Raw genomic sequence first — 26,037 nt, 5'->3', positions numbered from 1 at the left:
AAAAATACAGTAAAGGTAATTTTTAGAACCTGCCATAACTGATTTTATGTAACTCCCTACCTATCAAAAATGCGCCGAAACGACTTCCATATACAAAAATCGTGGATAAAAACACTGAAAACGTAAAAATATTTTGTGCGTTTCGCTATTTTTTCGTAACTTTGCAGCATTCAGTGGAATGAGGGGCTCCGACGAGAGTTCCTCATTTTCATTATCAGTAACAACAAAATATGATTGACAAAAACGTTGTAAAAGAACTTGTTGAACAATGGTTAGCCGACAAAGAGTATTTTCTTGTCGACGTTGAGACTAGTCCAGACAGCCGTATCGTGGTGGAAATAGACCATGCCGACGGCGTTTGGATTGAAGACTGCGTGGAGCTGAGCCGCTTTATCGAGGAACACTTGAACCGAGATGAAGAGGATTACGAACTAGAAGTGGGTTCGGCCGGACTGGGACAACCCTTTAAAGTGCCACAACAATACGTCAACTTCATTGGTAAAGAGGTTGAGGTGTTGGATAAAGATGGCAAGAAATACAAGGGAATACTCAAAAGCGTGGACGGAAACGACTTCGTGGTTGCGGTGAACGAGAAGGTGAAAGTGGAAGGGAAGAAACGCCCTGTGCTGCAAGACGTGGACCACAACTTTAAGATGGATGGTGTGAAGTACACCAAATATCTGATTCAGTTTTGAGGGGTAAAGTAGTAAGGTAGTAAAGTAGTAAGGTGGTAAAGTAGTAAGTGGAAGGTAGGAGTTAAGGAGTTAAGCCAAATGCTTTGTTGCAGAGCTACAATGGCCTGTTGCCTTAAAGGTGTTAAGCCAAATGTTTTGTGGCAGAGCGGTAACAACTTTGTTAACTCGTCAGCTTGTCAACGACCTATCGCCTTAAAGGAGTTAAGTTAAATGTTTTGTGGCTTTGCTGTTAATGCTTTAACAAATTAACCCCGAACTTGTAAACTCATACACTTATCAACTTACCCTCTGGTTAACTTGTCAACTTGTTAACTCGTCAACTAACAAGCTTGTCAACTCATAAACTAATAATTATAAGGAGAAATTAATTGGCTCGCCCCCCATGCTGCCGATACGTGGCAACACCATTCGCACATGCAATCGGCTTGCAATGTTGGGGCAAGACCACATCAAACGATAATAAACCCTATGGTAGCAAGAAAAAAAGATGAGAATATCTTGAGCATGGTCGACACGTTCAAGGAGTTTAAAGACACCAAGAATATCGACCGAATGACCTTGGTGAGCGTTCTGGAAGAAAGCTTTCGCAACGTGCTTGCCCGTATCTTCGGTAGCGACGAGAACTTCGATGTTATCGTAAACCCGGATAAGGGCGACTTTGAAATTTACCGCAACCGAATGGTGGTGGCTGATGGAGAAGTGGAAGACGAGAACAAACAAATTGCGTTGGCCGAGGCGCAAAAGATTGAACACGACTACGAAGTGGGCGAAGAAGTTACCGAACGAGTAGACTTCGCCAAATTCGGACGTCGCGCCATCTTAACGCTACGCCAAACGTTGGCATCGAAGATATTGGAACTTGAACACGACTCGTTATATAATAAATATAAGGATCGTGTGGGACAGGTTATCGCTGGCGAGGTGTACCAAGTGTGGAAACGCGAGGTGCTCATCGTAGACGACGAGAACAACGAGCTGATTCTCCCCAAGTCGGAGCAAATTCCTGCCGACCAATACCGCAAGGGCGAAACCATTAGGGCCGTTATCTTGCGCGTAGACAATGAGAACAACAACCCCAAAATTATACTCAGCCGCACCAGTCCCATGTTCCTTGAAAGGTTGTTGGAGGCCGAAGTGCCTGAGATTAACGATGGGTTGATTTCGATTAAGCGCATCGCCCGCATGCCAGGAGAACGCGCCAAGATTGCCGTAGAAAGCTACGACGAGCGTATCGACCCCGTTGGTGCCTGCGTGGGCGTTAGGGGAAGTCGTGTACACGGCATCGTTCGCGAACTTTGCAACGAGAATATCGACGTGATAAACTACACGGCCAACACCAAACTCTTCATCCAACGCGCACTTAGTCCTGCACAAGTGAGCAGCATCAACATCGACGAAGAGACCCGCAAGGCCGAAGTGTTCTTGCGCCCCGAAGAAGTGTCGTTGGCCATTGGACGTGGCGGACTCAACATTAAACTTGCATCCATGCTTACCGAATACACCATCGACGTGTTCCGCGAAGTGGCAGAAGGCGAGGCCGACGAGGACATCTACTTGGATGAGTTCTCAGACGAGGTGGACCAATGGGTTATCGATGCCATTAAGAGCATCGGTCTTGATACGGCTAAGGCAGTGCTTAACGCACCCCGTGAAATGCTGGTAGAGAAGGCCGACTTGGAAGAAGAAACCGTAGACAACCTGCTACGCGTGCTGAGGGCAGAGTTCGAACAAGGATAAAAACCCCGTATGGGTAGATAAAAACGAGGCCAGAACCAAAAAACAATAACAAAACAACAGAATGAGCATCAGATTAGGCAAAGCAATAAGTGAATTGAACATCGGACTCCAAACGGCAGTGGAGTTCTTAGAAAAGAAAAGCGAGCTGGGAGAAGTGAAAGCCGAACCCACGTTCAAACTGAACGATGCGCAATATCAGGCCCTTGTGAAAGCGTTTCATAAGGACAAGGAAGTGCGCAACCAAGCCGACAAACTTTTCCCAAAGAAAACGAAGGAGAAGAAACGTGCGGCCGAAGATAAGGACCATCGTGCAGAAACGGTGCTGAACGCTGGAAAACAACAATACAAGCCCTTGGGTAAGATAGACCTTTCTGACCTCAACGGCAAAGGTTCGGCGAAGAAATCTGATGTTAAAGCCGTTCAAGACGATAAGGAAGAAACTAAGCCTGCTGCCGTGGGCGAGGTTTCGAGCAAGGCAGAGGTTTCTGTTGAGAAACAAGAGAAGGTTGAGAAGGTGGAAACGCCTAAACAAAAGGTTGAAACGGTTGAGCAAAAGCCCGAAGTGAAGGCCGAAACCATGCAAACAACCCCAGTGGAGAAGGCAGAAACCAAGACCGAACAAAAGGAACAGCCTGCTAAGGATGCCAAAACTCACGCTGCACAACCTGCTGCATCGGCAAAAGAAATGGGCGAAAAGAAACAAGGACATGCCGTTAAGGCGCCCAAAGCCGATAATGAAAAGGTGGAAACGCCTGCCGAAAAGGCCGAAACGGCCGAAACGGAGAGCGGCAAACCTGCTATCTTTACGTTGAAGAGCGAGCAAAACAATGCGCCAGGCATCAAGGTGATGGGGAAGATAGACCTTTCTACCATCAACCAAAACACTCGACCCAAGAAGAAATCGAAGGAAGAGAAACGCAAAGAACGCGAGAATAAAGGGCAACAGGGCGGCGAACGTCGCAAACGCAACCGCATAAACACCGAAAGGGTAGACATTAATGCGGCTGCTAACCAACCCAACGCCAATAAGAATAAGGGCGGAAACAACGGCGGCGGCAACAATAACAATGCCGCTGGCGGACGAAACGCCAATAAGAAAAATAAGAAACCCAACCGAAACCAGAAACCCTTAGAGGTGAACGAGGAAGACGTGGCACGCCAGGTAAAAGAAACCTTGGCACGTCTTACCAGTCGTGGCCAAAACAAGAAGGGTGCAAAGTATCGTAAGGAGAAACGCGAGGCCGCACAAGAACGTCTGAACGAAGAGCGTGCAGAAGAACGCAAGGAGAGCAAGACGTTGAAGTTGACGGAGTTTGTTACCGTTAGCGAGCTGGCCTCGATGATGAACGTATCGGTCAATCAGGTTATCGGAACGCTAATGAGTGTGGGCATCATGGTTTCTATCAACCAACGCCTCGATGCCGAAACCATTAACCTTGTTGCAGAAGAGTTCGGATTTAAGACCGAGTACGTAAGTGCCGAAGTTTCGGAGGCCGTAACCGAAGAGGCCGATGATGAGGCAGACCTTGTTTCGCGTTCGCCCATCGTTACTGTGATGGGACACGTAGACCATGGTAAGACTTCGTTGCTCGACTACATCCGCAACACCAACGTTATTGCAGGCGAGGCCGGCGGTATTACCCAACATATCGGTGCTTACAACGTGAAACTAGACGATGGGCGCAACATAACGTTCTTGGATACGCCCGGTCATGAGGCCTTTACAGCCATGCGTGCCCGTGGTGCACAAGTAACCGACATCGCCATTATCATCATCGCGGCCGACGACAGCGTGATGCCTACCACCAAAGAGGCCATCGCGCACGCCCAAGCAGCCAACGTACCGATGGTGTTTGCCATCAACAAGATTGACAAACCGGGCGCAAACCCCGACAAGATACGCGAAGACCTATCGCAAATGAACCTGCTTGTGGAAGAGTGGGGCGGCAAATACCAATGCCAAGAGATTAGTGCAAAGAAAGGTATTGGCGTTAAAGAATTGTTGGAGAAGGTACTTTTGGAGGCCGAAATGCTCGATCTCAAAGCCAATCCCAACCGTAAGGGCACGGGTAGCATCATCGAAAGCTCCCTTGACAAGGGTCGCGGATATGTTTCTACGCTGTTGGTGAGCAACGGAACGCTGCATGTTGGCGACAACGTGATTGCGGGAACAAGCTGGGGACGTATTAAGGCCATGTTCAACGTGCGTAACCAACGCATTGAAAGTGCTGGTCCTGCCGAGCCTGCTATCATCCTTGGTTTGAACGGCGCGCCAACAGCTGGCGATGCTTTCCACGTGTTGGAAACCGAACAAGAGGCGCGCGACATTGCCAACAAGCGTTTGCAACTGCAACGCGAACAAGGCTTGCGTACGCAAAAACGTCTGACGTTGAGCGACATCTCGCACCGCATTGCATTGGGTTCGTTCAAAGAACTGAACATTATCGTCAAGGGCGATACCGATGGTTCAATCGAGGCGCTTAGCGATTCGTTCATCAAACTCTCTACCGAGAAGGTGAAGGTGAACGTTATTCACAAGGCTGTGGGCCAAATTTCGGAGAACGACGTTACGCTGGCCGATGCCTCCGATGCGCTTATCGTGGGCTTCCAAGTGCGCCCTTCGTCTGCCGCACGCAAGTTGGCCGACCAAGAAGGGGTGGAGATAAACACCTATTCGGTTATCTACGATGCCATCGACGACGTGCACTCGGCTATGGAGGGCATGCTCGATAAGGTGAAGAAAGAAGTAGTAACGGGCCAAGTAGAAGTGCGCGAGGTTTACAAAATATCGAAGGTGGGCACCGTTGCAGGAGCAATTGTTACCGAAGGAAAGGTGCACCGCGTAGACAAAGCCCGCCTTGTTCGCGACGGCATCGTGGTTCATACGGGCGACATCAATGCCTTGAAACGCTATAAAGACGACGTGAAAGAAGTGCCTACGGGTTTCGAATGCGGTATAAGTATCGTCAACTTCAACGACATTCAGGTGGGCGACATCATCGAAACGTTCACCGTTATCGAAGTGGAACAGAAGTTGTAGGGGTGAGGTTTTTGAGTTTATGAACTCATAAACTCACCACCTCAAAAAACTAACAGTAACATTTGTTACCGCCTTGTTTTGCGGTACGGTGTTTGCTAAACCAAACGATAGGGGCGCTCCATTGGGGCTGCCCCTATTCATCGCTAATACAAATTTGTATATATGGAAGAAGTAAAGAACGAGAAAAACGCGTATGTACGAAGTGTTGCCGAACAGAAATACGAGTTCGGTTTCACCACAGACGTGGAAACAGATATTATAGAGAAGGGCCTTAACGAAGACGTTGTGCGACTTATTTCGAGCAAAAAGAACGAGCCCGAATGGTTGCTGGCGTTTCGGTTGAAGGCCTTTAATCATTGGAAAACGTTGAAACAGCCCAACTGGGCGCATGTGAACTTGCCCGAAATAGACTATCAGGGCATTTCGTATTATGCCGACCCGATGGCCAAAAAGCCCGCCAACAAGGAGCTAGACCCCGAATTGGAGAAGACTTTCGATAAGCTGGGCATCCCGCTTGAAGAGCGATTGGTGCTTGGAGGCGTGGCCGTAGATGCCATTATGGACTCTGTTTCGGTGAAAACAACCTTTAAAGAGAAACTGGCAGAGAAGGGCGTGATATTCTGTTCTATCGGCGAGGCCGTGCAAGAACATCCCGACTTGGTGCAGCAATACCTCGGTTCGGTGGTTCCTTACAGCGATAACTTCTTCGCTGCGCTCAACAGTGCCGTGTTCTCCGATGGTTCTTTCGTGTACATTCCCAAGGGCGTGCGCTGCCCAATGGAGCTAAGTTCGTACTTCCGAATTAACGCTCGCAACACGGGACAGTTTGAACGAACCCTCATTGTGGCCGAAGATGATACCTATGTAAGCTATCTTGAAGGCTGCACAGCCCCCATGCGCGATGAAAATCAGTTGCATGCTGCCATCGTAGAGATTATCGTTAAGGACAATGCCGAGGTGAAATACTCCACCGTTCAGAACTGGTATCCAGGCGACGAACATGGAAAAGGCGGCGTGTTTAACCTCGTTACCAAGCGCGGCGACCTGCGTGGAGTGAACTCCAAGCTATCGTGGACACAGGTAGAAACGGGTTCGGCCATCACTTGGAAGTATCCTTCGTGCATCTTGCGCGGCGATAATTCGCAGGCCGAGTTCTATTCTGTGGCCGTAACCAACAACTATCAGCAAGCCGACACGGGCACCAAGATGATACACATGGGCAAAAACACCAAGAGCACCATCATCTCTAAGGGCATCAGTGCAGGCCGCAGTCAGAACTCTTACCGCGGATTGGTACGCGCAACGGCCAATGCCGACAACGCTCGCAATTACAGTTCGTGCGACAGTTTGTTGCTGGGCGACAAGTGCGGCGCGCATACCTTCCCCTATATGGACATACATAACGACACGGCCATTATCGAACACGAGGCCACAACCAGCAAGATAAGCGAGGCCCAACTGTTTTATTGCAACCAGCGAGGCATCCCAACCGAGCAGGCTGTGGGGCTAATCGTGAACGGATACGCCAAGGAAGTGCTCAACAAGTTGCCTATGGAGTTTGCCGTTGAGGCGCAAAAGCTACTCAGTGTGTCGCTCGAAGGCACAGTAGGATAGACAATTTTAATACAAACCTTATAAAAAACTACACGACATGAGAACTTTATTAATGATTTTGACGCTCTTTGTGAGCTTGGCAGTTAAGGCACAAGACGATGCTGTTAGAACCTTCGCCATTGACGGACAGATAGGTGGAGCCACCTCTCCCCACGTGCAAACCACCTCTAATAGCGCATATGCCATACCCGAAAAGATAGGGGCAGGCAATGGGATGCTGTCTAAATTGCGTGTAGAATACTACTTGCCCAACACGCCCCTCTCGCTGAAAGCGGGTTACGAACACGAGGAATGGAACTTCCTCGACACCAATTTAGGCGATGATATGGCGATTTTTTCGCTTGGTGGGCGATGTTATCCCGGCAGAAAGATGTGGAGTGTGCAGCCATATATCGGGCTCGATGCGCTATACAACTTTAAAGGGGGCAGCAAAGCGTTCAGCAGGGAGATAGATAGCAACCGCTATGGCAGGGTGCGTTACGATGGAATGGCGCATATTCCGCATTTCAACATCGCGCCCATAGTAGGTGTCGACCTCTATCTTTTCACCAGCATAGCCCTTCAATTAGAATATAGTTGCAGGCTAGGTTTTAGTAAGGCATCTGTTTTTGAGGCCAAGTACGCCCACTTGCCAGAGCCCTTCGATGTGCGCTTGCGCCCCATTCGGCACGGATTTAATGTCGGTTTGAAAGTCGTTTTCCCGTTCCGTTTCACCGCAGGTGATGGTGTAAATCTGGTGGAAGGTATTCTCGACATACTGTTAAACAAGCCGAGCGACAGTAATAGATACAATAGGTAAATAATAAACAATAGACATATATGTTAGAAGTAAGAAACTTGCACGCCAAGATTGGCGATAAAGAGATATTAAAAGGTATCAACCTGACGATTAAGGATGGCGAAACCCACGCCATCATGGGGCCCAACGGTTCGGGCAAAAGCACGCTTTCGGCTGTGTTGGTTGGTAACCCCATGTTTGAAGTTACCGATGGAACGGCCGTTTTTAACGGCAAAGACTTGCTTGAAATGAAACCCGAAGACAGGGCCAACGAAGGCATCTTCCTTTCGTTTCAGTACCCCGTTGAAATTCCTGGCGTATCAATGACCAACTTCATGCGTACCGCCATCAACGAGAAACGCAAGTACCAAGGCCTCGAACCCATGTCGGCTGCCGACTTCATTAAGCTGATGAAGGAAAAACGGCAGATAGTAGAACTAGACGCAAAGCTGTCTCAACGTTCGGTAAACGAAGGATTTAGCGGTGGCGAAAAAAAGCGTAACGAAATTTTTCAGATGGCCATGCTCGAACCAAAACTTTCTATTCTCGACGAAACGGACTCTGGTTTGGACGTTGATGCCCTGCGCATCGTGGCCGAAGGCGTTAACAAATTGAAGTCGCCCAGCACCAGTACCATCGTCATTACCCACTACGACCGACTGCTAGACATCATCCGTCCCGACGTGATACACGTGCTTTACAAGGGCAAAATCGTTAAAACGGCTGGGCCGGAGTTGGCCAAAGAGATTGAGGCGCGCGGCTACGACTGGATTAAAGAAGAAGTAGGAGAGAAGTAAAGGCTAGCAAACATGAATAGTGAGAAACAATATATAGACCTCTTTGAGGCCAACCGCAGTGTTATTTCCGCCCATTCCACCGCGGTAATGAACGCTCCGCGCGAGGCTGCTTTCGAGGATTTCAAGCGTTTGGGATTTCCTACACGCAAGACCGAGAAGTACAAATACACCGACATAAGCAAGCTTTTCGAACCCGACTTCGGGCTTAACCTGCAACGCTTGCCCATGCCCATCAACCCTTACGAGGTGTTCAGTTGCGATGTGCCGCGCCTAAGCACGGCCAATCACTTTGTGGTGAACGATGCTTTCTTACAGCCCACCACGCCCCACAAGCAACTTCCCAACGGCGTTGTCGTTACTTCGCTGTGCGAGTATGCCGAGAAAAACCCCGATTTCATCGCCAAATACTACGGTAAGTTGGCCACAACAACCAACAATGCCGTAACAGCACTCAACACGATGCTGGCACAAGACGGGCTATTGGTGTACGTTCCGCGTGGCGTAAAGTTCGAACAAACCATACAAGTTATTAATATTCTGCATGCGCAAGTAGACCTCATGGTTAATCGTCGCGTGCTTATCATCGTTGAGCCGCAAGCCGAGGCCAAGTTCTTGTTTTGCGACCACACCTTCGACGACCAACGTTTCTTGGCCACGCAGGTTATCGAGGCCTTTGTTGGCGATAACGCCCGACTAGACCTTTACTGCATGGAAGAAACCCACGAGAAGAATGTACGCGTGAGCAGTGTTTACATCGAACAGCAGTCTAGCAGCCGAGTAAACCACAATGTGATAACGTTGCACAATGGTGTTACGCGCAATGATGTTTCGTTAACGTTCTGTGGCGAGGGTGCCGAATGCAATTTGTCGGGCTGTGTTATTGCGGATAAGAAACAGCATGTGGACAACAACACCGTGATAGACCACGCCGTGCCCAACTGTCAAAGTCATGAGCTATATAAATATGTGCTGGACGATGAGGCCGTTGGCGCGTTCGCGGGCTTGGTGTTGGTGCGACAAGATGCCCAACACACCGATTCGGAGATGCGTAACCAAAACATTTGCGCCACGAAAAAGGCACACATGTACACCCAACCCATGCTCGAAATCTACGCCGACGATGTGAAATGTTCGCATGGGTCTACCGTAGGTCAGCTTAACGATGCGGCTCTGTTCTACATGCGCCAGCGTGGAATAAGTGAGAAAGAGGCGAAGTTGTTGCTCGAATTTGCTTTTATCAACGAAGTAATCGACCAAATGGACCTCGAACCGCTACGCGAACGCTTGCATCATCTCGTAGAAAAACGTTTCCGCGGCGAGTTCGACCGATGTGAGGGTTGTAGAAAAATGGTTTAAAAGTGAAAGGGTGAAAAGGTGAAAAAATGGCTAACGCCCACAACGTCTTATGCGTTTGGGCTTAATTCCTTGTTCCCTTTTCCCCCTCGCCCTCTTCCCTTCTTTACTGCTTACTCCCATTACGCCCTTGCCACTTACTCCTTTTACTCCGTTACTACTTACTACTCAAAAGATATGTACAACATCACCTCCATTCGTTCAGATTTCCCCATTTTATCGCGCGAAGTGTACGGCAAACCCCTGGTTTACCTTGACAATGGGGCGACAACGCAAAAGCCCCTTTGCGTTCTCGATGCCATGCGGAGCGAGTATCTCAACGCCAATGCCAACGTGCATCGGGGTGTTCACCATCTTTCGCAACAGGCAACCGACCTCCACGAGGCTGCCCGAACCACCGTTCGTAAGTTCATTAATGCCCGTAGCGACAACGAAATCATCTTTACTCGCGGAACAACCGAGGGTATCAACCTTATCGCCTCTTCGTTTTGCGAGGGTTTTATGCAGCCTGGCGACGAGGTGATAATATCTGCTATGGAACATCATAGCAACATTGTGCCGTGGCAATTGCAGGCTGCCCGTAGCGGTATTGCCATTAGGGTGATACCCATTGACGACAGGGGTGAACTTATTCTCGATGAAATGGAGAAATTGTTTACCCCACGTACCAGATTGGTTAGCGTGATGCAGGTAAGCAATGTGTTGGGAACAGTGAACCCCATTAAGGAGATTGTTCGCCGTGCGCACCTTCATGGCGTGCCTGTTTTGGTGGATGGGGCACAGAGCGTGCCGCATTTTAAGGTGGATGTGCAAGATTTGGATTGCGACTTCTTCACCTTTTCGGGTCATAAGGCCTACGGGCCTACGGGTGTTGGCGTTGTATATGGTAAGGAAGAATGGCTCGAAAAGCTGCCGCCATATCAAGGGGGAGGCGAGATGATTGCGACAGTGAGTTTTGAAAAGACCACCTTTGCCGAACTGCCGTTTAAGTTCGAGGCAGGCACGCCCGACTATGTGGCCACCCACGGACTAGCAACTGCCCTCGATTACCTTTCGGCTTTGGGCATGGACAACATTCAACGACACGAACAAGACCTTACCCGTTACGCCACTCAGCAGTTAGAAACCATCGAAGGTATGCGCATTTTCGGCCATTCCACCGATAAAGACGCCGTCATTAGCTTTCTTGTTGGCGACATTCATCACTTAGACCTCGGCACCTTGCTCGATCGTTTGGGCATTGCCGTTCGCACGGGTCACCACTGCGCCCAGCCGCTTATGGCTCGTTTGGGCATTTCTGGAACCGTTCGCGCCTCGTTTGGCTTGTACAACACGCGCGAAGAGGTTGACGCCCTTGTATCTGGCGTGCGTAGAGTGGCGGCAATGTTCTAGGGCTTATTAGGGGCTTTCGTGTGCATTTGCATCACGAATGCAAGCCGTTTGCTTAGTGAAACCAAGATATTTAGTTGCTGATTGTGCGGCAACAACGTGTGCCGCTACTTTTAAATGCTTGTGGATGGGGGAATTTGTTTGTTCTAAATGAAAAATGTGTTTGTTTGCGTTGCACCAACAAATGGGATGCAACGCAAACACGTGTTTGATAGGCCTTGTCCTATCGATGAAACCGCTGTTTCTTGCTTTTATGATGCTTTGGGCGCACGTTCTACCTGCGCTTGCTGCCCTTCAAACTTCGTTTACATCCGCTAATGGCAGTGGCAAACCATGCTGTGCATACCACCCGAAGTATGAAAGGGGCGTTGGCGGGGAATACGGCAAGGGCAAATGCCACTTGCGCATTGAGCAGTTGAAGTGTGGTTTTGACACTTATCTCCTTGTTCAACACGGCCGAATAGTATTGGCTTAGCCACACTATGGGAAACATAATGCCTTTCTTTACACTAGCAAAGAGGTTGTTTATACGCATCTCGCTTGCAGAATTAACTGATAATGTCATCTCCTTTTTCATTGTTCTCTATGTTGAATGTTATTATTTGCTTATCTTTGTAGGTGCAAAATTGCAGCAAAATATGGAAGTGATATTTCACAAACAAATGAATTTGGTTAATAATTAACAAAAGTGGTAAGTAGGAAGTAGTAAGGAGTAAGTAGTAAGGGTAAGGAGAAAGGAGGAGGTAGGAAGTAGGAAGGAGAAAGGAGAAAGGAGAAAGGAGTAAGTAGTAAGGGGCAGTAAAGGTTTAAACTTGATGCTTTGCCTAGAAAGCCTAGGAATCCTAGAATAACTAGAAACCCTAGGAGTGCTAGAACAACTAGGGAACCTAGATGCCCTAGAATAATTAGAAATCCTAGAACAATTAGTTAATCTAGAACAATTAGTTAATCTAGAACTACTAGTTAATCTAGAACAACTAGGCAGCCTAGAACAACTAGATAGTTAATAAGCACTGTCAGTTTTCCTCCTTAGCTAACAAGCTAGAGGGCGCAGCCATCTTTTCACCCTTTCACCCTTTCACCCTTTCACCTTTAAGTTGCGTAGTCATCTTTTCACCCTTTCACTTTTTCACCTTTAAAAGGCGCAGCCATCTTTTCACCCTTTCACCCTTTCACTTTTTCACCTTTAATAGCTTTTTCACCCCATAAAATATAAGCTTTATGCTAAAATCTCATTTTTTCACCGATTTAATCGAGGCCGGTTGCGACGAGGCAGGCCGTGGATGTTTGGCTGGCAGCGTGTTTGCGGCAGCCGTAATATTACCTGTTGATTACGAAAACGCTTTGCTAAACGACTCGAAAAAGCTGACCGAGAAACAGCGTTATGCCTTGCGTACGCAGATAGAAACCGATGCTTTGGCGTGGGCCGTAGGGGAGGTTACGGCCGATGAAATTGACAAAATAAACATTCTTAATGCGAGCATACTTGCCATGCACCGCGCACTAGATGGCTTGAAACTTCGTCCGCAGGCCGTTATCGTAGACGGAAACCGCTTTAAACCCTACGGCAAGCTTCCCCACGAAACAATTGTTAAGGGCGATGCCAAGTTCTTGTCGATAGCTGCTGCCAGCATTTTGGCCAAGACTTACCGCGACGATTATATGAACAGCCTTGCCTTACAATACCCCGCATACCAGTGGGACGTGAACAAAGGCTATCCAACAAAGGCGCACCGCGCTGCTATTGAAGAGCATGGAATTTCGCCATTTCATCGTAAAACTTTCAAAGGCGTTAAGGAAATGTTGGAGGATGAGAAGGTTTAAGTTTGTGGGTTTATGAGTTGGTGAGTTTTTAAGCAGGTTAGTTTATGGACTTATGAGTTTCTTAGTTCATAGGCTTTTAAGCATATTCTTGGTGCCGTTGCTCATTCGCGTGTGTTTACGGCATAGTTGTTTTGTCTAGTTTTAGGCGATAAATTTAACATTGTGAGTGCCCTTTTTGTCCACCAATCGCTCATCTTGCCACAAAAAATCGATTCTCGCGGAGGTTTGTTTTGATGCAAAAGGGGGTCAGCCTGTGAATGCGATGAAATGAATTTTTATTTAAAAAGATCGCCATTTACACCAGATTTTGGGCTGTTTGCCGCTAAATGCACTGCGTTTTGGTGCAAAATACAGTGCGTTTTGGTGCAAAATACACTGCGTTTTGGTGCTAAACGCAAGGTAAAATGGTGCAAAATGCAGTGCGTTTTGGTGCAAAACACAAGGCAAAATGGTGCTAAACGCAATGCAAAAAGCATAAATATCCACGGCAATGGTATAAACAAAACCTTTAAGAGCCGTTAAACACATGGCCGAAAAGGGCTAAATAGTGGTTAAAAAGTGGGATTTTAGGGGCTAAAAGCGCGTATTTGGGTGCGAAAATAATGAGTTGGCAACCAATCTAGAAAGGCTAAATGGTACAAAATGCAGGCCTTTTTCTTAAAATTGAACATATTGGGAGAAGTGAAAGGCTATGAAAAGGGGTGTTTTGTCTACTTTCTAGCCTATATTTTCGCTAGAATAGAGCGAAAATTGAAGCGATATTGTAAAATAAAAGATAACAATTTAAGTTTTTAGGTTGGTGTGTTTTTAAGTTGGTGGGTTGGAGATGTTTTGTGCTTTTATAGTCAAACAGAATTGGATTTGGAAAGCCATAGATACATCGTAAGCAAACCAAAGTGTGCCTTTGCCCCTGCGTAAGGCTATCCTGATGCCATGCTATGCGCATCTTGCTAGCTGTTGGCAACAATTTTCCAAAAGCAATTCTGTTTGGCTATAATTGATGAGTTGATGTGTTTTTGAGTTGATAAGTTGGTAGGTTGATAAGTTGGTAGGTTGATTTATTTTGTACTTCGTGTGTGAGAAAGGGGGGTATCTTGTGTTGGTATCCCAAGTGACACGACTGGATAACGGCTATTCGTGTGTAAGAAGTGTGTTTTTCTTGTGTTGGCATCACAGAGAGAACAAACACCTCTTAATTTATAGAAACATTAAAAGCCAAGACTACTTCTTGATGATTTAAACTTTACAGACGGTGAAATGGCGGATTTTGTGTATATAAGTTGGTATGCAAATAAGCTTTTGGTTTCCTTGGCCTTCTGCTTTAAGGCTTTGAACAGCTGTTTTTTATCGCCCTTACGCTTGTGGTTACTGGTAAACATGTTTGTTTACTTGTTAGATGGCTTTAAGTGGTTAACGTGCATGCAAATGTGTTAACGCGACTGGCTAGCCCACTGTCTGAACCATTGCTTTCACCTTATTATGTATGTAGTCTGCGAAATCGGGGCTGCCTAGTACTTCGATGTCGTGGTAAAGACCCAGTACGAAACGGCCGATGCCTAGATAGCTTGCAACATCTGATGAGAAAATCCAATGTTCGGAGTCGTCCGCAGGGGTGATGTAAGCCTCTGCTGCGGGGTATTCTTCTAGTAGGATGCTGTGCGATAGCCGCCCCAACTTCAGCTCTATGGGTAGCCTTTCCTCACCGCTGAACATGAAAATATCGGTAAATATGGATTTGTGCCTTTTCTCGTTGAGCCATTCCACGTCGGTCATCTCTACCGATTCGGCGCGCGAAGTTTTGAAAGTCTTGTTGGTGTGACTGTTAATCTCGAAACAGCGGATGTCCATTTCGGCATTGAGAAAGAGGAAAGGTTCAACCATTCTGTCGCTCACGGTTCGACTATGGGGCGACGAATAGTTTTTGAGTATCACCACTCGGCGTAGCGCAATGGCCTCGCGTAGCACGGCGGCGTTACGCTCTGCCTGTCGGCGTTGGCCCACATCAGTAAGCAAATCGAGATTGAAGAAACGTTCAAGTTTCGATTGTATGTTCTTCGAAAGGTAGTCGGTGTGCGGCAGTCTGTCGAGCAGACGATAAACAAACATGGCCTCTTCTTCGGTAAGGGCGATGTTCTCGTGCAGTCGTTTGAAGAAAGGCGAATGGCGGTCGAGCCGATAGCGGGTGTTTGTCTTAATGAGCTTAAAGCCACATGCGCGCAGATTTTCGAGGTCGTAATATAACTGACGGCGAGTTATGTCAAGTCGGTCGGCCAGTAATTGTACGGTGTAATCGCGGTTTTCGGTTAATAAGAGCAATAGCTCTAGTTCACGGCTAAGGTTGTTCATTGGGATTAAAGCTCTAAGAGGTGGTCTGGACTGGTCGGACTAGTCAGGCTAGTCCGACCTGCTCAGACCACCAAGTGCATGGATTCTTACTTACTTCTTCACCACCTTCATCATCTCTTCAACGGCCCTAACCAGTTGTCGGTCGTATCCATTGAGATAGTCTTCGGGTGTGTTATACACTTCGATGTCGGGGTCTAGCTGGGTGTTTTCGCCATACTTGCCACGCATGTCGCGACATCCCACTTGTGGAATACCGAATACGATGGAGGGGTCGAGCAGGTTTTCCCACCAAACGGCGGTCATGGTTCCTGCAACGGGCGTGCCTATCAGCTTGCCAATGCCCAACTCCTTATATACCCAGGGGAAACCGTGGCCGTTGCTGTAATCGTCTTCGCACACCATTACGCACGAGGGCTTGGTCCATTTGTTGAAGGGGTCGCTACCCACATAGCGCCCGTTAGGCACGAATTGTTGGTATTCCTTGCCGCTTAGCAGCGTGCAAAGGTCGTCGTGTAGCCATCCTCCGCCGTTGTGGCGTTCGTCTACGATAACGGCATCTCTGCGGCGGTTGGTGTCGCTAAGCAGTTCGAGGTACACTTGACGGAAGCTTGAGCTGTTCATTGCCTTAACGTGTACGTAGGCCAAACGGCCTCCCGATAGACTATCAACAAGCTGGCGGTTGCGATCCACCCAGCGTTTGTACAGCAACTCTTGTTGTTCGCCTGCCGAGATGGGACGTATAACCACGTCGAAACGTTTCTTGCCCTTGGGGTTGAACACCGAAACGCGCACGGGTTTGCCTGCTTTGCCATCGAGCAAGGGGTAATAGTCTTTACCTTGCAGGATGCTGTCGCCGTCTATCTTCTCGATGATGCAGCCCGGCGTAACCTTTGTGTTGCGCACGGCAAATGGTCCGCGTTTGATTACTTCTTGCACGCGAAGGCCGTCACCCTGATATTCTGTATCGAAGAAAAGGCCCAATTCTGCCGTTTGCAGTCGCGGAGCTGTGCCCCAATAGCGTGCGCCAGTGTGCGAGGCGTTCAGTTCGCCCAACATTTCGCTGAGCATTTCGCTGAAGTCGAAGTTGTTGTTGATGTGGGGAAGGAACTTTTCGTACACTTTACGATAGTTGGCCCAGTCCACTCCGTGCAGCGTAGGCACGTAGAACTTATCCTTTACTTGTTGCCAAACGTGGTTGAACATGTATTGCCTTTCGGCGTAGGGCTTGAGGTTGAAACGCGCCTCGAACTCAATGTTCTTACTTGTTCCACTACCCAAGTCGATCTTCTTAATGGCGTTGTAGGTACAGAGGTACAAGTTGCGGAAGTCTTTGTCGGGGATGAACTCGCCACCGCCTACATTCTTCATCACGATGGCCGTTTTGTTTTCGCTAATCTCGCGTTTCCAAAGGTCGTACCCGCTTTCGAACGCCGATTGGTAGTACAAGGTGTCGCCGCCATTGCTCAGCACATAGTCGCCTAAGTGCGAAGAGTGGTCGGTAAGACGGATGACGCGGTCGCGACAGTTCTCCAAATCGAACTCCAAAGCCTTCACGTCGTCTTTCTTATCCTTCTTAGCCGAACCAAGTTTCAGCTTGTCTTCTTCTTTTTCTTTCTTATTTTCATCCTTTTCCTGAACTTCGTTCTTGGCTAGTTCGCGCTCTTCCTTGTTTCGTCTGAACTTTTCGTAAGCGTCGAGGTCGAAGAACATGATGTAAACGTCGCGTTCGGCACCCCACGAGCCATGACTGCGATAGCCGGCACGGTCGCTACTGAAAAGCATAGCCTTGCCGCCGAGTACCCATCGGGGGCCTACGTCGCTGTATCCGCTTTGCGTAAGGTTGTGAATTTCGCCCTTTCCATCGGCCTTTACCAAGGCAACGTCGGGACTGTTCCAGCCGCCAACGCCGATATACGATGAGAGCAACCAACGGCTGTCGGGGCTCCATGCAAAGCTAATGTCGCCATCGGAGTAGGAGTAAACGTACTTTCCATCCATCACCGTGCGCACGGCCTTGCTCTTAATGTCGAGAACGCGCAGGGTAGAGCGGTCTTCGAAGAAGGCGATGCTCTTGCCGTCGGGACTGAAACGAGGCTGTTGCGAGGTACGGTCGCTCTTTACCAGCTGTTCTTCTTCAAGTTGAGTGGCGTATGCAAAGCTTTTTTCCTTGTCTAGTTTCAGCTTTGTGCGATAGATTTGCCACAGTCCGCCGCGTTCTGATGCGTAAACGATGCTGCGCCCGTCGGGTGCAAATTGTATCTCGCGCTCTTGTTCGGGCGTGTCGGTTATCTGTTTGGTGGTGCGATAGTTGTTAGACGTAACATACACGTCGCCATGCAGCACAAAGGCCAGCTCTTTGCCGTCGGGCGAAAGTGCGATCTCCGTTGCGCCCGTAAAAAGCGTTTGCCTGTCAAGGTCTGTGTCTATTTTGTCGGTTACGATGTTCACTTTCAGTTTCTGCGGTTGCTCGCCTTGTTTCAAGGTATATATCTCACCATCATAGCCATAACACAGCGTTCCGTTGTTGGCGGCGGTGAGAAAGCGCACGGGATTGGTGGTGTGGCGAGTAAGTTGTTGCTTGCCAGTGCCGTCGATGTTGCGCACGTACACGTTAAAGGTGCCGTCTTCTTCGCTCAGATAGTAAAAGGTGTCGCCCTGCGCCGCCCAAACGGGTGTGCGGTCTTCGCCGTTAAAGTTGGTAAGCTTGGTGTATTTGCCGCCGCGGCGCAACCAAATGTCTCGCGTTATGGGCGAGCGATGATGCTTACGCCAGGGGTCTTCGTAGCCCTTTTGGTCGTGATACAGCAAGTCGCCGTTGGGCCTAATGCTGATGTCCATCATCGGAAGAGCCGAGAAAAGATGGGGTCGGCTGCCGTTGGTGCCCACCTCATACACCTGCGGGAGCATTCTGTTGGCAAAGATAATGCTCTTGGCTGAGGGTATGATGCTACTGGTGTAAAGCACGGTGTTGTTGTCTTTAAATGCGATGGGCGTCTCGCTGTTGCTGTTGGTGGTTAGTCTGCGTGGCGTACCGCCTTCGCGTTGCATCACATACACATCCATGCTGCCTTCTCGGTTAGAGCAAAACGCCAGCTGCTTGCTGTCGGGACTCCACACGGGATGTGTGTCGTAGGCGGCGTTGGTAGTAAGTTGTCGTGCTGTTCCACCCGTTGTAGGAACGGTGTAGATGTCGCCTTTGTAGGTAAAAGCCACGGCAGAGCCATCGGGAGAAATGGCACAATAGCGCATCCACAAAGGACTTTCTTGGGCCGATACCGATGTAGCTAGGGCAAGGGCCACGATTGTCAGGGTCGTTTTCATCGTCAAAAATTGGTATGTCTTTATATTATATGCGATTGTTCGGATAGCTGATGGTGGGGCAGGGGTGGCGTTTGCGCCACTTCGTTATGCTGCTCGCGCGAGATGGTTTCCTTAATATATATGGCTGCAAATATATTGATTATTCACGAGACAGCAAAGCGGTTGGGGGGATAAATTTGCAAAGTAATTTGTGCTGGGGATATTAAAGATGGGTTCTAAAAGCTATACAAGAGGTAGCTTTTAGAACCCATCTAGATTAATAAAGCAGTCCAAACATCCACAGGGGTATTCTGTTTCTCGTGCCTATTTCAATGTCGTCAACGGCAAGGAAACTGTTGGGTTCATCCTTTATTTGCTCAAAGCTTTTGCCAGAACCGCCTACTTCAAAAAGAAATTTGCCATTTATGAGGAAGTCTCCCTTTTGTGGCATGGTTACGCTTGCCACCGCTTGCAGCTGGTTGTAGAAAAAGGCCTCACGCTTATTGCCAACATTGGTGTTTGTTCCCAGGGCTTCCATCAGGTTGGTGTTGCCTAAGTATATTTTTTCGGGAGAAGATAAGTGCTTGTAATTCTTTTCTGTTTTTGTTAGTAACGAAACAATTTGGGCCTTGTCTAGCGTGTAGAGCATTCTCAAACAATTGTCGCGGGTTGTTTCTAGTGCTTGTCCAAGCTTGTTTGTGTTTGGCACTAACGGAACGCTTTGGGAAATGATAGCTAGCAACTTCTTCGTTTTCTCGACTGTTGCGTACGAAACATTCTCGACGGCAGGCATGTCGCTTTCTATCACCAAAGACGCAATGGCGGCAAGCCGCATGTGGTAGTCGTCGCCAGCCTCCATAAAAAACGGATAGCAGCCCTTAACCAAGTATTCGTTGAATGCTTTGAGCATAACGCTTTGCGAGGTCAAGTTCATGGATAGGGAAACGTGGTTGGCTAGCAAATCGTTTAATGTAATGGGCGGGATATTCAGAGTGCCAGAGAAAGCAAGATATTCTCTGAACGACATCACGGGCAGTGTATAGAGTGACTGGCGGCGGGAAAGGTCGGTTTTGGAGTTGTCTATTTCCAGTATAGACGAACCTGTATATACCACATTTAAGTCGGGATAGCTGTCGTAGATGTTTTTCAGAACAATAACCCAATCGGGATATTTGTGAACTTCATCAACGAAAAGATACCTCAACCCGTGACTATAAAGGTATTCCACAAGCTGTGGAAGACTATGAGTTTTGAACCAAATGTTGTCTAATGAAACCCAAAGCGCATTGTCGACATCGTGAAAATACTTTTTTATGTGTTGCAAAAGCAAAGTGGTTTTGCCTGTTCCGCGCGATCCGCGTATGCCAATTAGTCTTGACTTCCAGTTTATCTTGTCGTGAAGAAATCGCACAAACCGCATATCTGTGGTGGCTAGTCTACGATGATAGGCTGTCAACAAGGGGAAAACATCGTTTTGTTCCATATCTCGTTAATTGGTAAATGAATACTTGTGCAAATGTACAAAATAACTTTTTCAAAAGCGAGTTATATGCGAAAAATAACTTTTCTAAAAGCGATTTTTGGTCAGGAAATAGCTTTTAGAAAAGTTATTTTTCGCGTGGTGTTTCGCAGTGTGGCGTTTACATCCAGCTAGTAAAAGGCATTTTGCGGTGTCAAGAAGAAGATATTTGGGGCAATAAGGCCCACTTCTTGCTGCCGTTGCGGGCTTTAGGCTGCCATTTGTCAATGTTCGAGGGGTATATGGTGTGAGTATTGATAGTGCGAAATGGTGTAATAAAGCGTCAAAAATACTTTGAATACTCACCAAAATATAGTATTTTTGCATCGTGTTACGCAAGTAGCATACCTAAATCAAGGTATTGCCAACGGGCAAAAAGTTTGTTTCTTGTGCAAATTTTAGCCGGAGACATCGGCCGAACTTGCGTCTTGCCGTGCAGGGTGTGCACTGTTCTTTTGGGGAGGGCAAGCGCGTTCCGTGTGTCGAAAGGTAAGGCGCAAACATGCCAAACTAGCCCCCAAACCATGATGCGCAATGCAAAAGACGGCCCTTCGGCACGTGGGGATTGCCAGGCTCGCCTAAAACAAACACGATAGATAACAGGAAAAAATACAAACATAATTAATAATTAAATTTCAATCAATTTATGTGGTTAATCAATTCTTCTATCGGTAGAAAGGTTGTCATGTCTGTAACCGGCGTGGCGCTCGTTCTGTTCCTGACATTTCACATGTCGATGAACATCGTTGCGCTGTTCTCGGGCGAGGCATACAACATGATCTGCGAGTTTTTGGGTGCCAATTGGTATGCCGTAGTTGCCACGATGGGTCTTGGAGCCCTGACGGTGGCGCACATCGTGTATGCCTTCATCCTCACGGCACAAAACCGCAGGGCCCGCGGAAACGAGCGTTACGCCTTTACCAGCAGGCACGAGAAGGTGGAGTGGGCATCGCAAAACATGCTTGTTCTGGGTATTATCATTGTCCTGGGAATGGTGTTGCACCTCTACAACTTCTGGTACAACATGATGTTCGCTGAACTTACGGGGATGCACATGCAGTATCATCCCGCCGACGGTTTCGCTTACATCAAGGAAACATTCTCCAATCCCGTTTATGTTGTGCTCTACATCGTGTGGTTGGGGGCCATTTGGTTTCATCTCTCGCACGGCTTTTGGAGTGCCATGCAGAGTTTAGGCCTTAACGGCAAGGTATGGTTCAACCGTTGGAAAACCATCGGCTTGGTTTACACCACGCTACTCATGTTGGGTTTCCTCATCGTCGTGTTGGCCTTCGCTTTCGGTTGCGCACCTAGCTTATGCTGCTGCGCTTAAATCATGATACGTATAAAAAGATAAAGATTATGGCTATTAAAATAGATTCGAGAATTCCCGAAGGACCCGTAGCTGAGAAATGGACCAACTATAAGGCTCACCAGCGACTGGTTAACCCCAAGAACAAACTCAAACTCGACGTTATTGTGGTGGGAACTGGTCTTGCCGGCGCCAGTGCAGCCGCATCTCTGGGCGAAATGGGTTTCAATGTGCTGAACTTCTGCATACAAGACTCGCCACGAAGGGCACACTCCATCGCCGCACAAGGTGGTATCAACGCCGCAAAGAACTATCAAAACGATGGCGACTCGGTGTATCGCCTATTCTACGACACCGTAAAAGGTGGCGACTACCGCGCTCGCGAGGCCAACGTTTACCGCTTGGCCGAGGTTAGCAACAGCATTATCGACCAATGTGTGGCGCAAGGCGTACCCTTCGCACGCGAATACGGCGGCATGTTGGCCAACCGTTCGTTCGGTGGAGCCCAAGTAAGCCGTACGTTCTACGCCAAAGGACAAACGGGACAGCAACTTTTGCTGGGTGCATATTCGGCCCTGAGCTGCCAAGTGCACGCAGGAAAGGTAAAACTGTACACGCGTTACGAGATGGAAGACGTGGTTATCGTCGACGACCGCGCACGCGGTATCATCGCCAAGAACCTCGTTACGGGTAAGCTAGAACGTTTCTCGGCCAACGCCGTGGTTATTGCTACCGGTGGATATGGCAACGCCTACTTCCTCTCTACCAACGCGATGGGCTGCAACTGCACCGCCGCCATACAGTGTTACCGCAAGGGTGCCTACTTTGCCAACCCTGCTTACGTGCAAATTCACCCCACATGTATTCCCGTACACGGCGACAAGCAGTCTAAACTGACGTTGATGTCCGAGTCGTTGCGTAACGACGGCCGTATTTGGGTGCCCAAGAAGATTGAAGATGCTAAGGCATTGCAAGCTGGACAGAAACGCGGTTCGGACATTCCCGAAGAAGATCGCGACTATTACTTGGAACGTCGCTATCCCGCCTTCGGCAACTTGGTGCCTCGCGACGTGGCTTCGCGTGCCGCCAAAGAGCGTTGCGACAAGGGATTTGGTGTTAACAACACGGGTCTTGCAGTATTCCTCGATTTCTCTGAGAGCATCGAACGCCTGGGCATCGATGCCATTCGTCAGCGTTATGGCAACCTCTTCGACATGTACGAAGAGATAACCGACGTTAATCCCGGCGAGTTGGCCAACGAAATTAACGGCGTGAAGTATTACAACCCGATGATGATTTACCCTGCCATACACTACACGATGGGTGGCATCTGGGTAGATTATGAGCTGATGACCTCTATTCAGGGCCTTTTCGCCATCGGCGAGTGCAACTTCTCCGACCACGGGGCAAACCGCTTGGGTGCGTCTGCACTGATGCAAGGTCTTGCCGACGGCTACTTTGTGCTGCCTTACACCATCCAAAACTATTTGGCCGACCAAGCTATTTGGCCACGTCTTTCTACCGACCTGCCCGAATTTGCGGAGGCCGAGAAGGGTGTGCAGGCTGAGATAGACAGGCTGATGGGCATTCAAGGTCAGCGTTCGGTAGACTCGATACACAAGGAACTGGGCCATATCCTATGGGAACACGTGGGTATGGGTCGTACGGCCGAGGGTTTGCGCGAGGGTATCAAGAAGTTGAAAGAGCTGCGTAAGGAGTTCGACAGCAACCTCTTCATCCCTGGTTCGAAAGAAGGACTGAACGTTGAGCTTGACAAGGCTATCCACCTGCGCGACTTTATCATCATGGGTGAGCTCGAAGCCTACGATGCCCTTTCGCGTAACGAGAGTTGCGGCGGACACTTCCGCGAGGAATACCAAACGGAAGAAGGTGAGGCTAAACGCGACGACGAGAACTTCTTCTACGTTGGTTGCTGGAAGTATCAAGGCGACGACACCACCGAGCCCGAACTCATTAAGGAGCCTCTGGAATACGAAGCGATAAAGGTTCAAACACGTAACTATAAGCAATAATTAAGTTGACAAGCTAAGAAGTTAGTAAGGTAACAAGTTTCAAAGATTGCCTACATCCGTTATGGAGGTCGTCAGCTTTGACAAGCAAGAGGAGGGCAATGTCATAAACTTCACTAGTTAACTTGCGAACTTATAAACCAGCTAACTTGTAAACCAGTCAACTCGCAAACAGGTAAGCCTGCAAGCCGTTGAACTTGTCTACTCGTTAACTCGTCAACTTAAACAAAAGTAAATCACATGGACAAAAATATAAGTTTCACACTTAAAGTGTGGCGTCAGAATGGACCCAAAGCCAAAGGGCATTTTGATACGTTCGAAATGAAAGATATACCTGGCGACACTTCGTTCTTAGAGATGCTCGACATCCTTAACGAACAGCTTATCGAGGCACGCCAAGAGCCTTTCGTATTCGACCACGACTGTCGCGAAGGCATCTGCGGTATGTGTTCGCTCTACATCAACGGCCATCCGCACGGCCCTGCTACGGGTGCAACCACCTGTCAGCTCTACATGCGTCGCTTTAACGATGGCGACGTAATTACCGTCGAACCTTGGCGTTCGGCTGGTTTCCCAGTCATTAAAGACTGCATGGTAGACCGCGGCGCATTTGATAAGATTATCCAAGCAGGCGGTTACACCACCATTCGCACGGGTCAGCCCCAGGATGCCAACGCCATTCTCATCCCCAAGGAAGATGCAGACGAGGCAATGGACTGCGCAACGTGCATCGGTTGTGGCGCTTGTGTAGCCGCTTGTAAGAATGGTTCGGCTATGCTTTTCGTTAGTTCGAAGGTTAGTCAGCTAGCATTGTTGCCCCAAGGAAAGCCCGAGGCTGCTAAACGCGCCAAGGCAATGGTGATGACGATGGAAGAGTTGGGTTTTGGAAACTGCACCAACACCCGTGCTTGCGAGGCCGAATGCCCCAAGAACGAGTCTATCGCCAACATCGCACGCCTTAACCGCGAGTTTATTTCGGCTAAGTTGGCCGACTAAACCTCAGGGCATAACCCAACCTGTGCAACGAACATCTACACTTGCCTATGTGCAGGTGCAGATGTTTCGCCTGTGTGCAATCATGTGAGAACGTTCTATGCCGAGGCCATAGAATGTTCTCACATTTTTTTAGACTATTAGTTGGTTGATGGGTTAATAAGCCAACAAGTTAACGAATTGACAGATTCTATTCTTGCGTATTAGACATAGAAACAGCGGCATTTGAATAGCAACAGCCCTTTTTGACATAAGACCAAAAGGAACATAAGGCGAATCAATGCGATTATTCCATCTCCATAGCAAATAAATGCGTATGGTTGCTACATCTTTTCACCTTTATAAGTATTAAGTGTTGCTATAACTTCGTCTTGAACTTATAGGGCATAGACACAATTACTTCCAACAGAGATTCTTTTGAAGTGTAGCCGCGTTTTACCACTGATAAACCCAAATCGGTTGTTAGAGCCTGTACTGGTATTGTTTGGTTGTTCAGCATATTGTCTTTCTTATTCTTGAAGGCGTAGCGGGCAGTGTCGAGAGAATAAGGCAGGCAAGATGCCGACAAGCAAACGAAAGATGAACAGGAAGCGATGGAAACAACCTAAAATAATTGATAAGCGGTATAACGGCCGATTGGGGCTAAAAGTCAATACGACCTTGCCAACTAAAAACTGCGGAAAGATGGTAGGGCGTTGTTTGCTTATGTCCCTTATGTCCTTCTGTCGGCTCTGTCCAAAACTCCTTAAATAATTTGGGGGTTGTTTGCTTATGTCCCTTATGTTCTTCTGTCGGTTCTGTCCAAAACTCCTTAAAGAAGTAGGGCTTTGTTTACTTATGTCCCTTATGTTCTTCTGTCGGTTCTGTCCAAAACTCCTTAAAGAAGTAGGGCTTTGTTTACTTATGTCCCTTATGTTCTTCTGTCAAGAACAGGCTTTATATGCGAAATAGGGGTGGGGGAGAAAGAAAACGCGGGTTCGGAACTTGTCCCAACCCGCGTTAACGAGGGCGTGTGTGTGGAGGTAGAGGCTAGCTAAGTAGCCAACTACAACTGAATATTGCAACGGTGGTGGCTAGTAGGGCGATGGATTTGAGGATGAAGAGTATCATCTCTCGCTGCTCGCGACTAATCTTCATCGCCTAGTCCTTTGCCTGCAATCACGCCAAGCACGGCAGTGGCAATGGCGGCAATTACTTTGATGATTAACTTGAAGGTTGATAGTTTCTTGGTGTTCATAGTGCTTTGAAGTTTAAGATTAATAAAATGGGTGGGGCTTTTAAAGGTGAAAGGGTGAAAAGGTGAAAGGGTG

General features: G+C 48.3%; 17 protein-coding genes. 12 read left to right on the top strand and 5 right to left on the bottom strand.

Features of this window, described 5'->3' with window-relative positions:
• Positions 1 to 230 precede the first annotated feature (230 nt).
• The 8 genes from rimP to HMPREF2955_RS02565 all read left to right on the top strand — a co-directional run bounded on the left by rimP (position 231) and on the right by HMPREF2955_RS02565 (position 11,406).
• Entirely contained in the window at positions 231 to 695 is a 465-nt protein-coding gene (gene rimP, locus HMPREF2955_RS02600; protein ID WP_009230458.1) for a ribosome assembly cofactor RimP, read from the top strand.
• Positions 696 to 1,163: 468 nt separating this feature from the next.
• Complete coding sequence (gene nusA, locus HMPREF2955_RS02595; protein WP_044260176.1) at positions 1,164 to 2,432, top strand: transcription termination factor NusA; 1,269 nt, start codon at positions 1,164 to 1,166, stop codon at positions 2,430 to 2,432.
• A 61-nt stretch (positions 2,433 to 2,493) separates the two neighbouring features.
• Positions 2,494 to 5,472, top strand: coding sequence for a translation initiation factor IF-2 (infB, locus tag HMPREF2955_RS02590; RefSeq protein WP_070720609.1), 2,979 nt, complete (start codon positions 2,494 to 2,496; stop codon positions 5,470 to 5,472).
• Positions 5,473 to 5,634: 162 nt separating this feature from the next.
• The gene (sufB, locus tag HMPREF2955_RS02585) at positions 5,635 to 7,086 is read left to right on the top strand and encodes a Fe-S cluster assembly protein SufB (RefSeq protein WP_070720605.1); all 1,452 of its coding nucleotides are present in this window, start codon (positions 5,635 to 5,637) and stop codon (positions 7,084 to 7,086) included.
• A gap of 37 nt (positions 7,087 to 7,123) precedes the next feature.
• The gene (locus tag HMPREF2955_RS02580; protein ID WP_070720602.1) at positions 7,124 to 7,885 is read left to right on the top strand and encodes a hypothetical protein; all 762 of its coding nucleotides are present in this window, start codon (positions 7,124 to 7,126) and stop codon (positions 7,883 to 7,885) included.
• A 20-nt stretch (positions 7,886 to 7,905) separates the two neighbouring features.
• A complete protein-coding gene (gene sufC, locus HMPREF2955_RS02575) occupies positions 7,906 to 8,661 on the top strand; it encodes a Fe-S cluster assembly ATPase SufC (RefSeq protein WP_009230453.1) in 756 nt (251 codons plus the stop codon).
• A gap of 12 nt (positions 8,662 to 8,673) precedes the next feature.
• Entirely contained in the window at positions 8,674 to 10,017 is a 1,344-nt protein-coding gene (gene sufD, locus HMPREF2955_RS02570) for a Fe-S cluster assembly protein SufD (RefSeq protein ID WP_070720601.1), read from the top strand.
• Positions 10,018 to 10,191: 174 nt separating this feature from the next.
• Positions 10,192 to 11,406, top strand: a complete 1,215-nt coding sequence (locus tag HMPREF2955_RS02565; protein ID WP_070720597.1) for an aminotransferase class V-fold PLP-dependent enzyme — start codon at positions 10,192 to 10,194, stop codon at positions 11,404 to 11,406.
• A 271-nt stretch (positions 11,407 to 11,677) separates the two neighbouring features.
• Here HMPREF2955_RS02565 and HMPREF2955_RS02560 read toward each other — a convergent pair whose 3' ends face one another.
• On the bottom strand, positions 11,678 to 11,980 hold the full coding sequence (locus tag HMPREF2955_RS02560) for a hypothetical protein (RefSeq protein WP_070720595.1): 303 nt from the start codon (positions 11,978 to 11,980) through the stop codon (positions 11,678 to 11,680).
• Positions 11,981 to 12,624: 644 nt separating this feature from the next.
• Here HMPREF2955_RS02560 and HMPREF2955_RS02555 point away from each other — a divergent pair.
• Positions 12,625 to 13,227, top strand: a complete 603-nt coding sequence (locus tag HMPREF2955_RS02555; RefSeq protein ID WP_070720592.1) for a ribonuclease HII — start codon at positions 12,625 to 12,627, stop codon at positions 13,225 to 13,227.
• A 1,443-nt stretch (positions 13,228 to 14,670) separates the two neighbouring features.
• Here the strand turns inward: HMPREF2955_RS02555 and HMPREF2955_RS02545 are convergent.
• The 3 genes from HMPREF2955_RS02545 to HMPREF2955_RS02535 all read right to left on the bottom strand — a co-directional run bounded on the left by HMPREF2955_RS02545 (position 14,671) and on the right by HMPREF2955_RS02535 (position 20,356).
• Complete coding sequence (locus HMPREF2955_RS02545; RefSeq protein ID WP_083317598.1) at positions 14,671 to 15,573, bottom strand: helix-turn-helix transcriptional regulator; 903 nt, start codon at positions 15,571 to 15,573, stop codon at positions 14,671 to 14,673.
• A 90-nt stretch (positions 15,574 to 15,663) separates the two neighbouring features.
• Complete coding sequence (locus HMPREF2955_RS02540; RefSeq protein WP_070720583.1) at positions 15,664 to 18,894, bottom strand: S41 family peptidase; 3,231 nt, start codon at positions 18,892 to 18,894, stop codon at positions 15,664 to 15,666.
• Positions 18,895 to 19,150: 256 nt separating this feature from the next.
• The gene (locus HMPREF2955_RS02535; RefSeq protein WP_070720580.1) at positions 19,151 to 20,356 is read right to left on the bottom strand and encodes an ATP-binding protein; all 1,206 of its coding nucleotides are present in this window, start codon (positions 20,354 to 20,356) and stop codon (positions 19,151 to 19,153) included.
• 682 nt (positions 20,357 to 21,038) lie between these two features.
• On the opposite strand from HMPREF2955_RS02535, the gene HMPREF2955_RS02530 reads away from it, so the two are divergent.
• The 3 genes from HMPREF2955_RS02530 to HMPREF2955_RS02520 all read left to right on the top strand — a co-directional run bounded on the left by HMPREF2955_RS02530 (position 21,039) and on the right by HMPREF2955_RS02520 (position 24,730).
• Positions 21,039 to 21,725 (top strand): succinate dehydrogenase/fumarate reductase cytochrome b subunit, encoded by a 687-nt coding sequence (locus HMPREF2955_RS02530; RefSeq protein ID WP_070720578.1) that lies wholly within the window; start codon positions 21,039 to 21,041, stop codon positions 21,723 to 21,725.
• Positions 21,726 to 21,754: 29 nt separating this feature from the next.
• Positions 21,755 to 23,737: a fumarate reductase/succinate dehydrogenase flavoprotein subunit gene (locus HMPREF2955_RS02525; protein ID WP_070720627.1), complete on the top strand. Its 1,983-nt coding sequence runs from the start codon at positions 21,755 to 21,757 to the stop codon at positions 23,735 to 23,737.
• A 237-nt stretch (positions 23,738 to 23,974) separates the two neighbouring features.
• Entirely contained in the window at positions 23,975 to 24,730 is a 756-nt protein-coding gene (locus HMPREF2955_RS02520) for a succinate dehydrogenase/fumarate reductase iron-sulfur subunit (protein ID WP_019187685.1), read from the top strand.
• 1,123 nt (positions 24,731 to 25,853) lie between these two features.
• On the opposite strand, the gene HMPREF2955_RS16100 is transcribed toward HMPREF2955_RS02520, so the two are convergent.
• Positions 25,854 to 25,964, bottom strand: coding sequence for a smalltalk protein (locus tag HMPREF2955_RS16100; protein WP_157579585.1), 111 nt, complete (start codon positions 25,962 to 25,964; stop codon positions 25,854 to 25,856).
• Between the last annotated feature and the right edge of the window lie 73 nt (positions 25,965 to 26,037).

Source organism: Prevotella sp. HMSC073D09 (assembly GCF_001814145.1).
Taxonomy (GTDB): domain Bacteria; phylum Bacteroidota; class Bacteroidia; order Bacteroidales; family Bacteroidaceae; genus Prevotella; species Prevotella conceptionensis.
This window is presented reverse-complemented; position numbering and strand designations above follow the sequence as displayed.

Excerpts from the sequence above, each read along its gene's own strand:
- rimP (WP_009230458.1), top strand. The coding sequence starts at position 231 with ATGATTGACAAAAACGTTGTAAAAGAACTTGTTGAACAATGGTTAGCC.
- nusA (WP_044260176.1), top strand. The coding sequence starts at position 1,164 with ATGGTAGCAAGAAAAAAAGATGAGAATATCTTGAGCATGGTCGACACG.
- infB (WP_070720609.1), top strand. The coding sequence starts at position 2,494 with ATGAGCATCAGATTAGGCAAAGCAATAAGTGAATTGAACATCGGACTC.
- sufB (WP_070720605.1), top strand. The coding sequence starts at position 5,635 with ATGGAAGAAGTAAAGAACGAGAAAAACGCGTATGTACGAAGTGTTGCC.
- HMPREF2955_RS02580 (WP_070720602.1), top strand. The coding sequence starts at position 7,124 with ATGAGAACTTTATTAATGATTTTGACGCTCTTTGTGAGCTTGGCAGTT.
- sufC (WP_009230453.1), top strand. The coding sequence starts at position 7,906 with ATGTTAGAAGTAAGAAACTTGCACGCCAAGATTGGCGATAAAGAGATA.
- sufD (WP_070720601.1), top strand. The coding sequence starts at position 8,674 with ATGAATAGTGAGAAACAATATATAGACCTCTTTGAGGCCAACCGCAGT.
- HMPREF2955_RS02565 (WP_070720597.1), top strand. The coding sequence starts at position 10,192 with ATGTACAACATCACCTCCATTCGTTCAGATTTCCCCATTTTATCGCGC.
- HMPREF2955_RS02560 (WP_070720595.1), bottom strand. The coding sequence starts at position 11,980 with ATGAAAAAGGAGATGACATTATCAGTTAATTCTGCAAGCGAGATGCGT.
- HMPREF2955_RS02555 (WP_070720592.1), top strand. The coding sequence starts at position 12,625 with ATGCTAAAATCTCATTTTTTCACCGATTTAATCGAGGCCGGTTGCGAC.
- HMPREF2955_RS02545 (WP_083317598.1), bottom strand. The coding sequence starts at position 15,573 with ATGAACAACCTTAGCCGTGAACTAGAGCTATTGCTCTTATTAACCGAA.
- HMPREF2955_RS02540 (WP_070720583.1), bottom strand. The coding sequence starts at position 18,894 with ATGAAAACGACCCTGACAATCGTGGCCCTTGCCCTAGCTACATCGGTA.
- HMPREF2955_RS02535 (WP_070720580.1), bottom strand. The coding sequence starts at position 20,356 with ATGGAACAAAACGATGTTTTCCCCTTGTTGACAGCCTATCATCGTAGA.
- HMPREF2955_RS02530 (WP_070720578.1), top strand. The coding sequence starts at position 21,039 with ATGTGGTTAATCAATTCTTCTATCGGTAGAAAGGTTGTCATGTCTGTA.
- HMPREF2955_RS02525 (WP_070720627.1), top strand. The coding sequence starts at position 21,755 with ATGGCTATTAAAATAGATTCGAGAATTCCCGAAGGACCCGTAGCTGAG.
- HMPREF2955_RS02520 (WP_019187685.1), top strand. The coding sequence starts at position 23,975 with ATGGACAAAAATATAAGTTTCACACTTAAAGTGTGGCGTCAGAATGGA.
- HMPREF2955_RS16100 (WP_157579585.1), bottom strand. The coding sequence starts at position 25,964 with ATGAACACCAAGAAACTATCAACCTTCAAGTTAATCATCAAAGTAATT.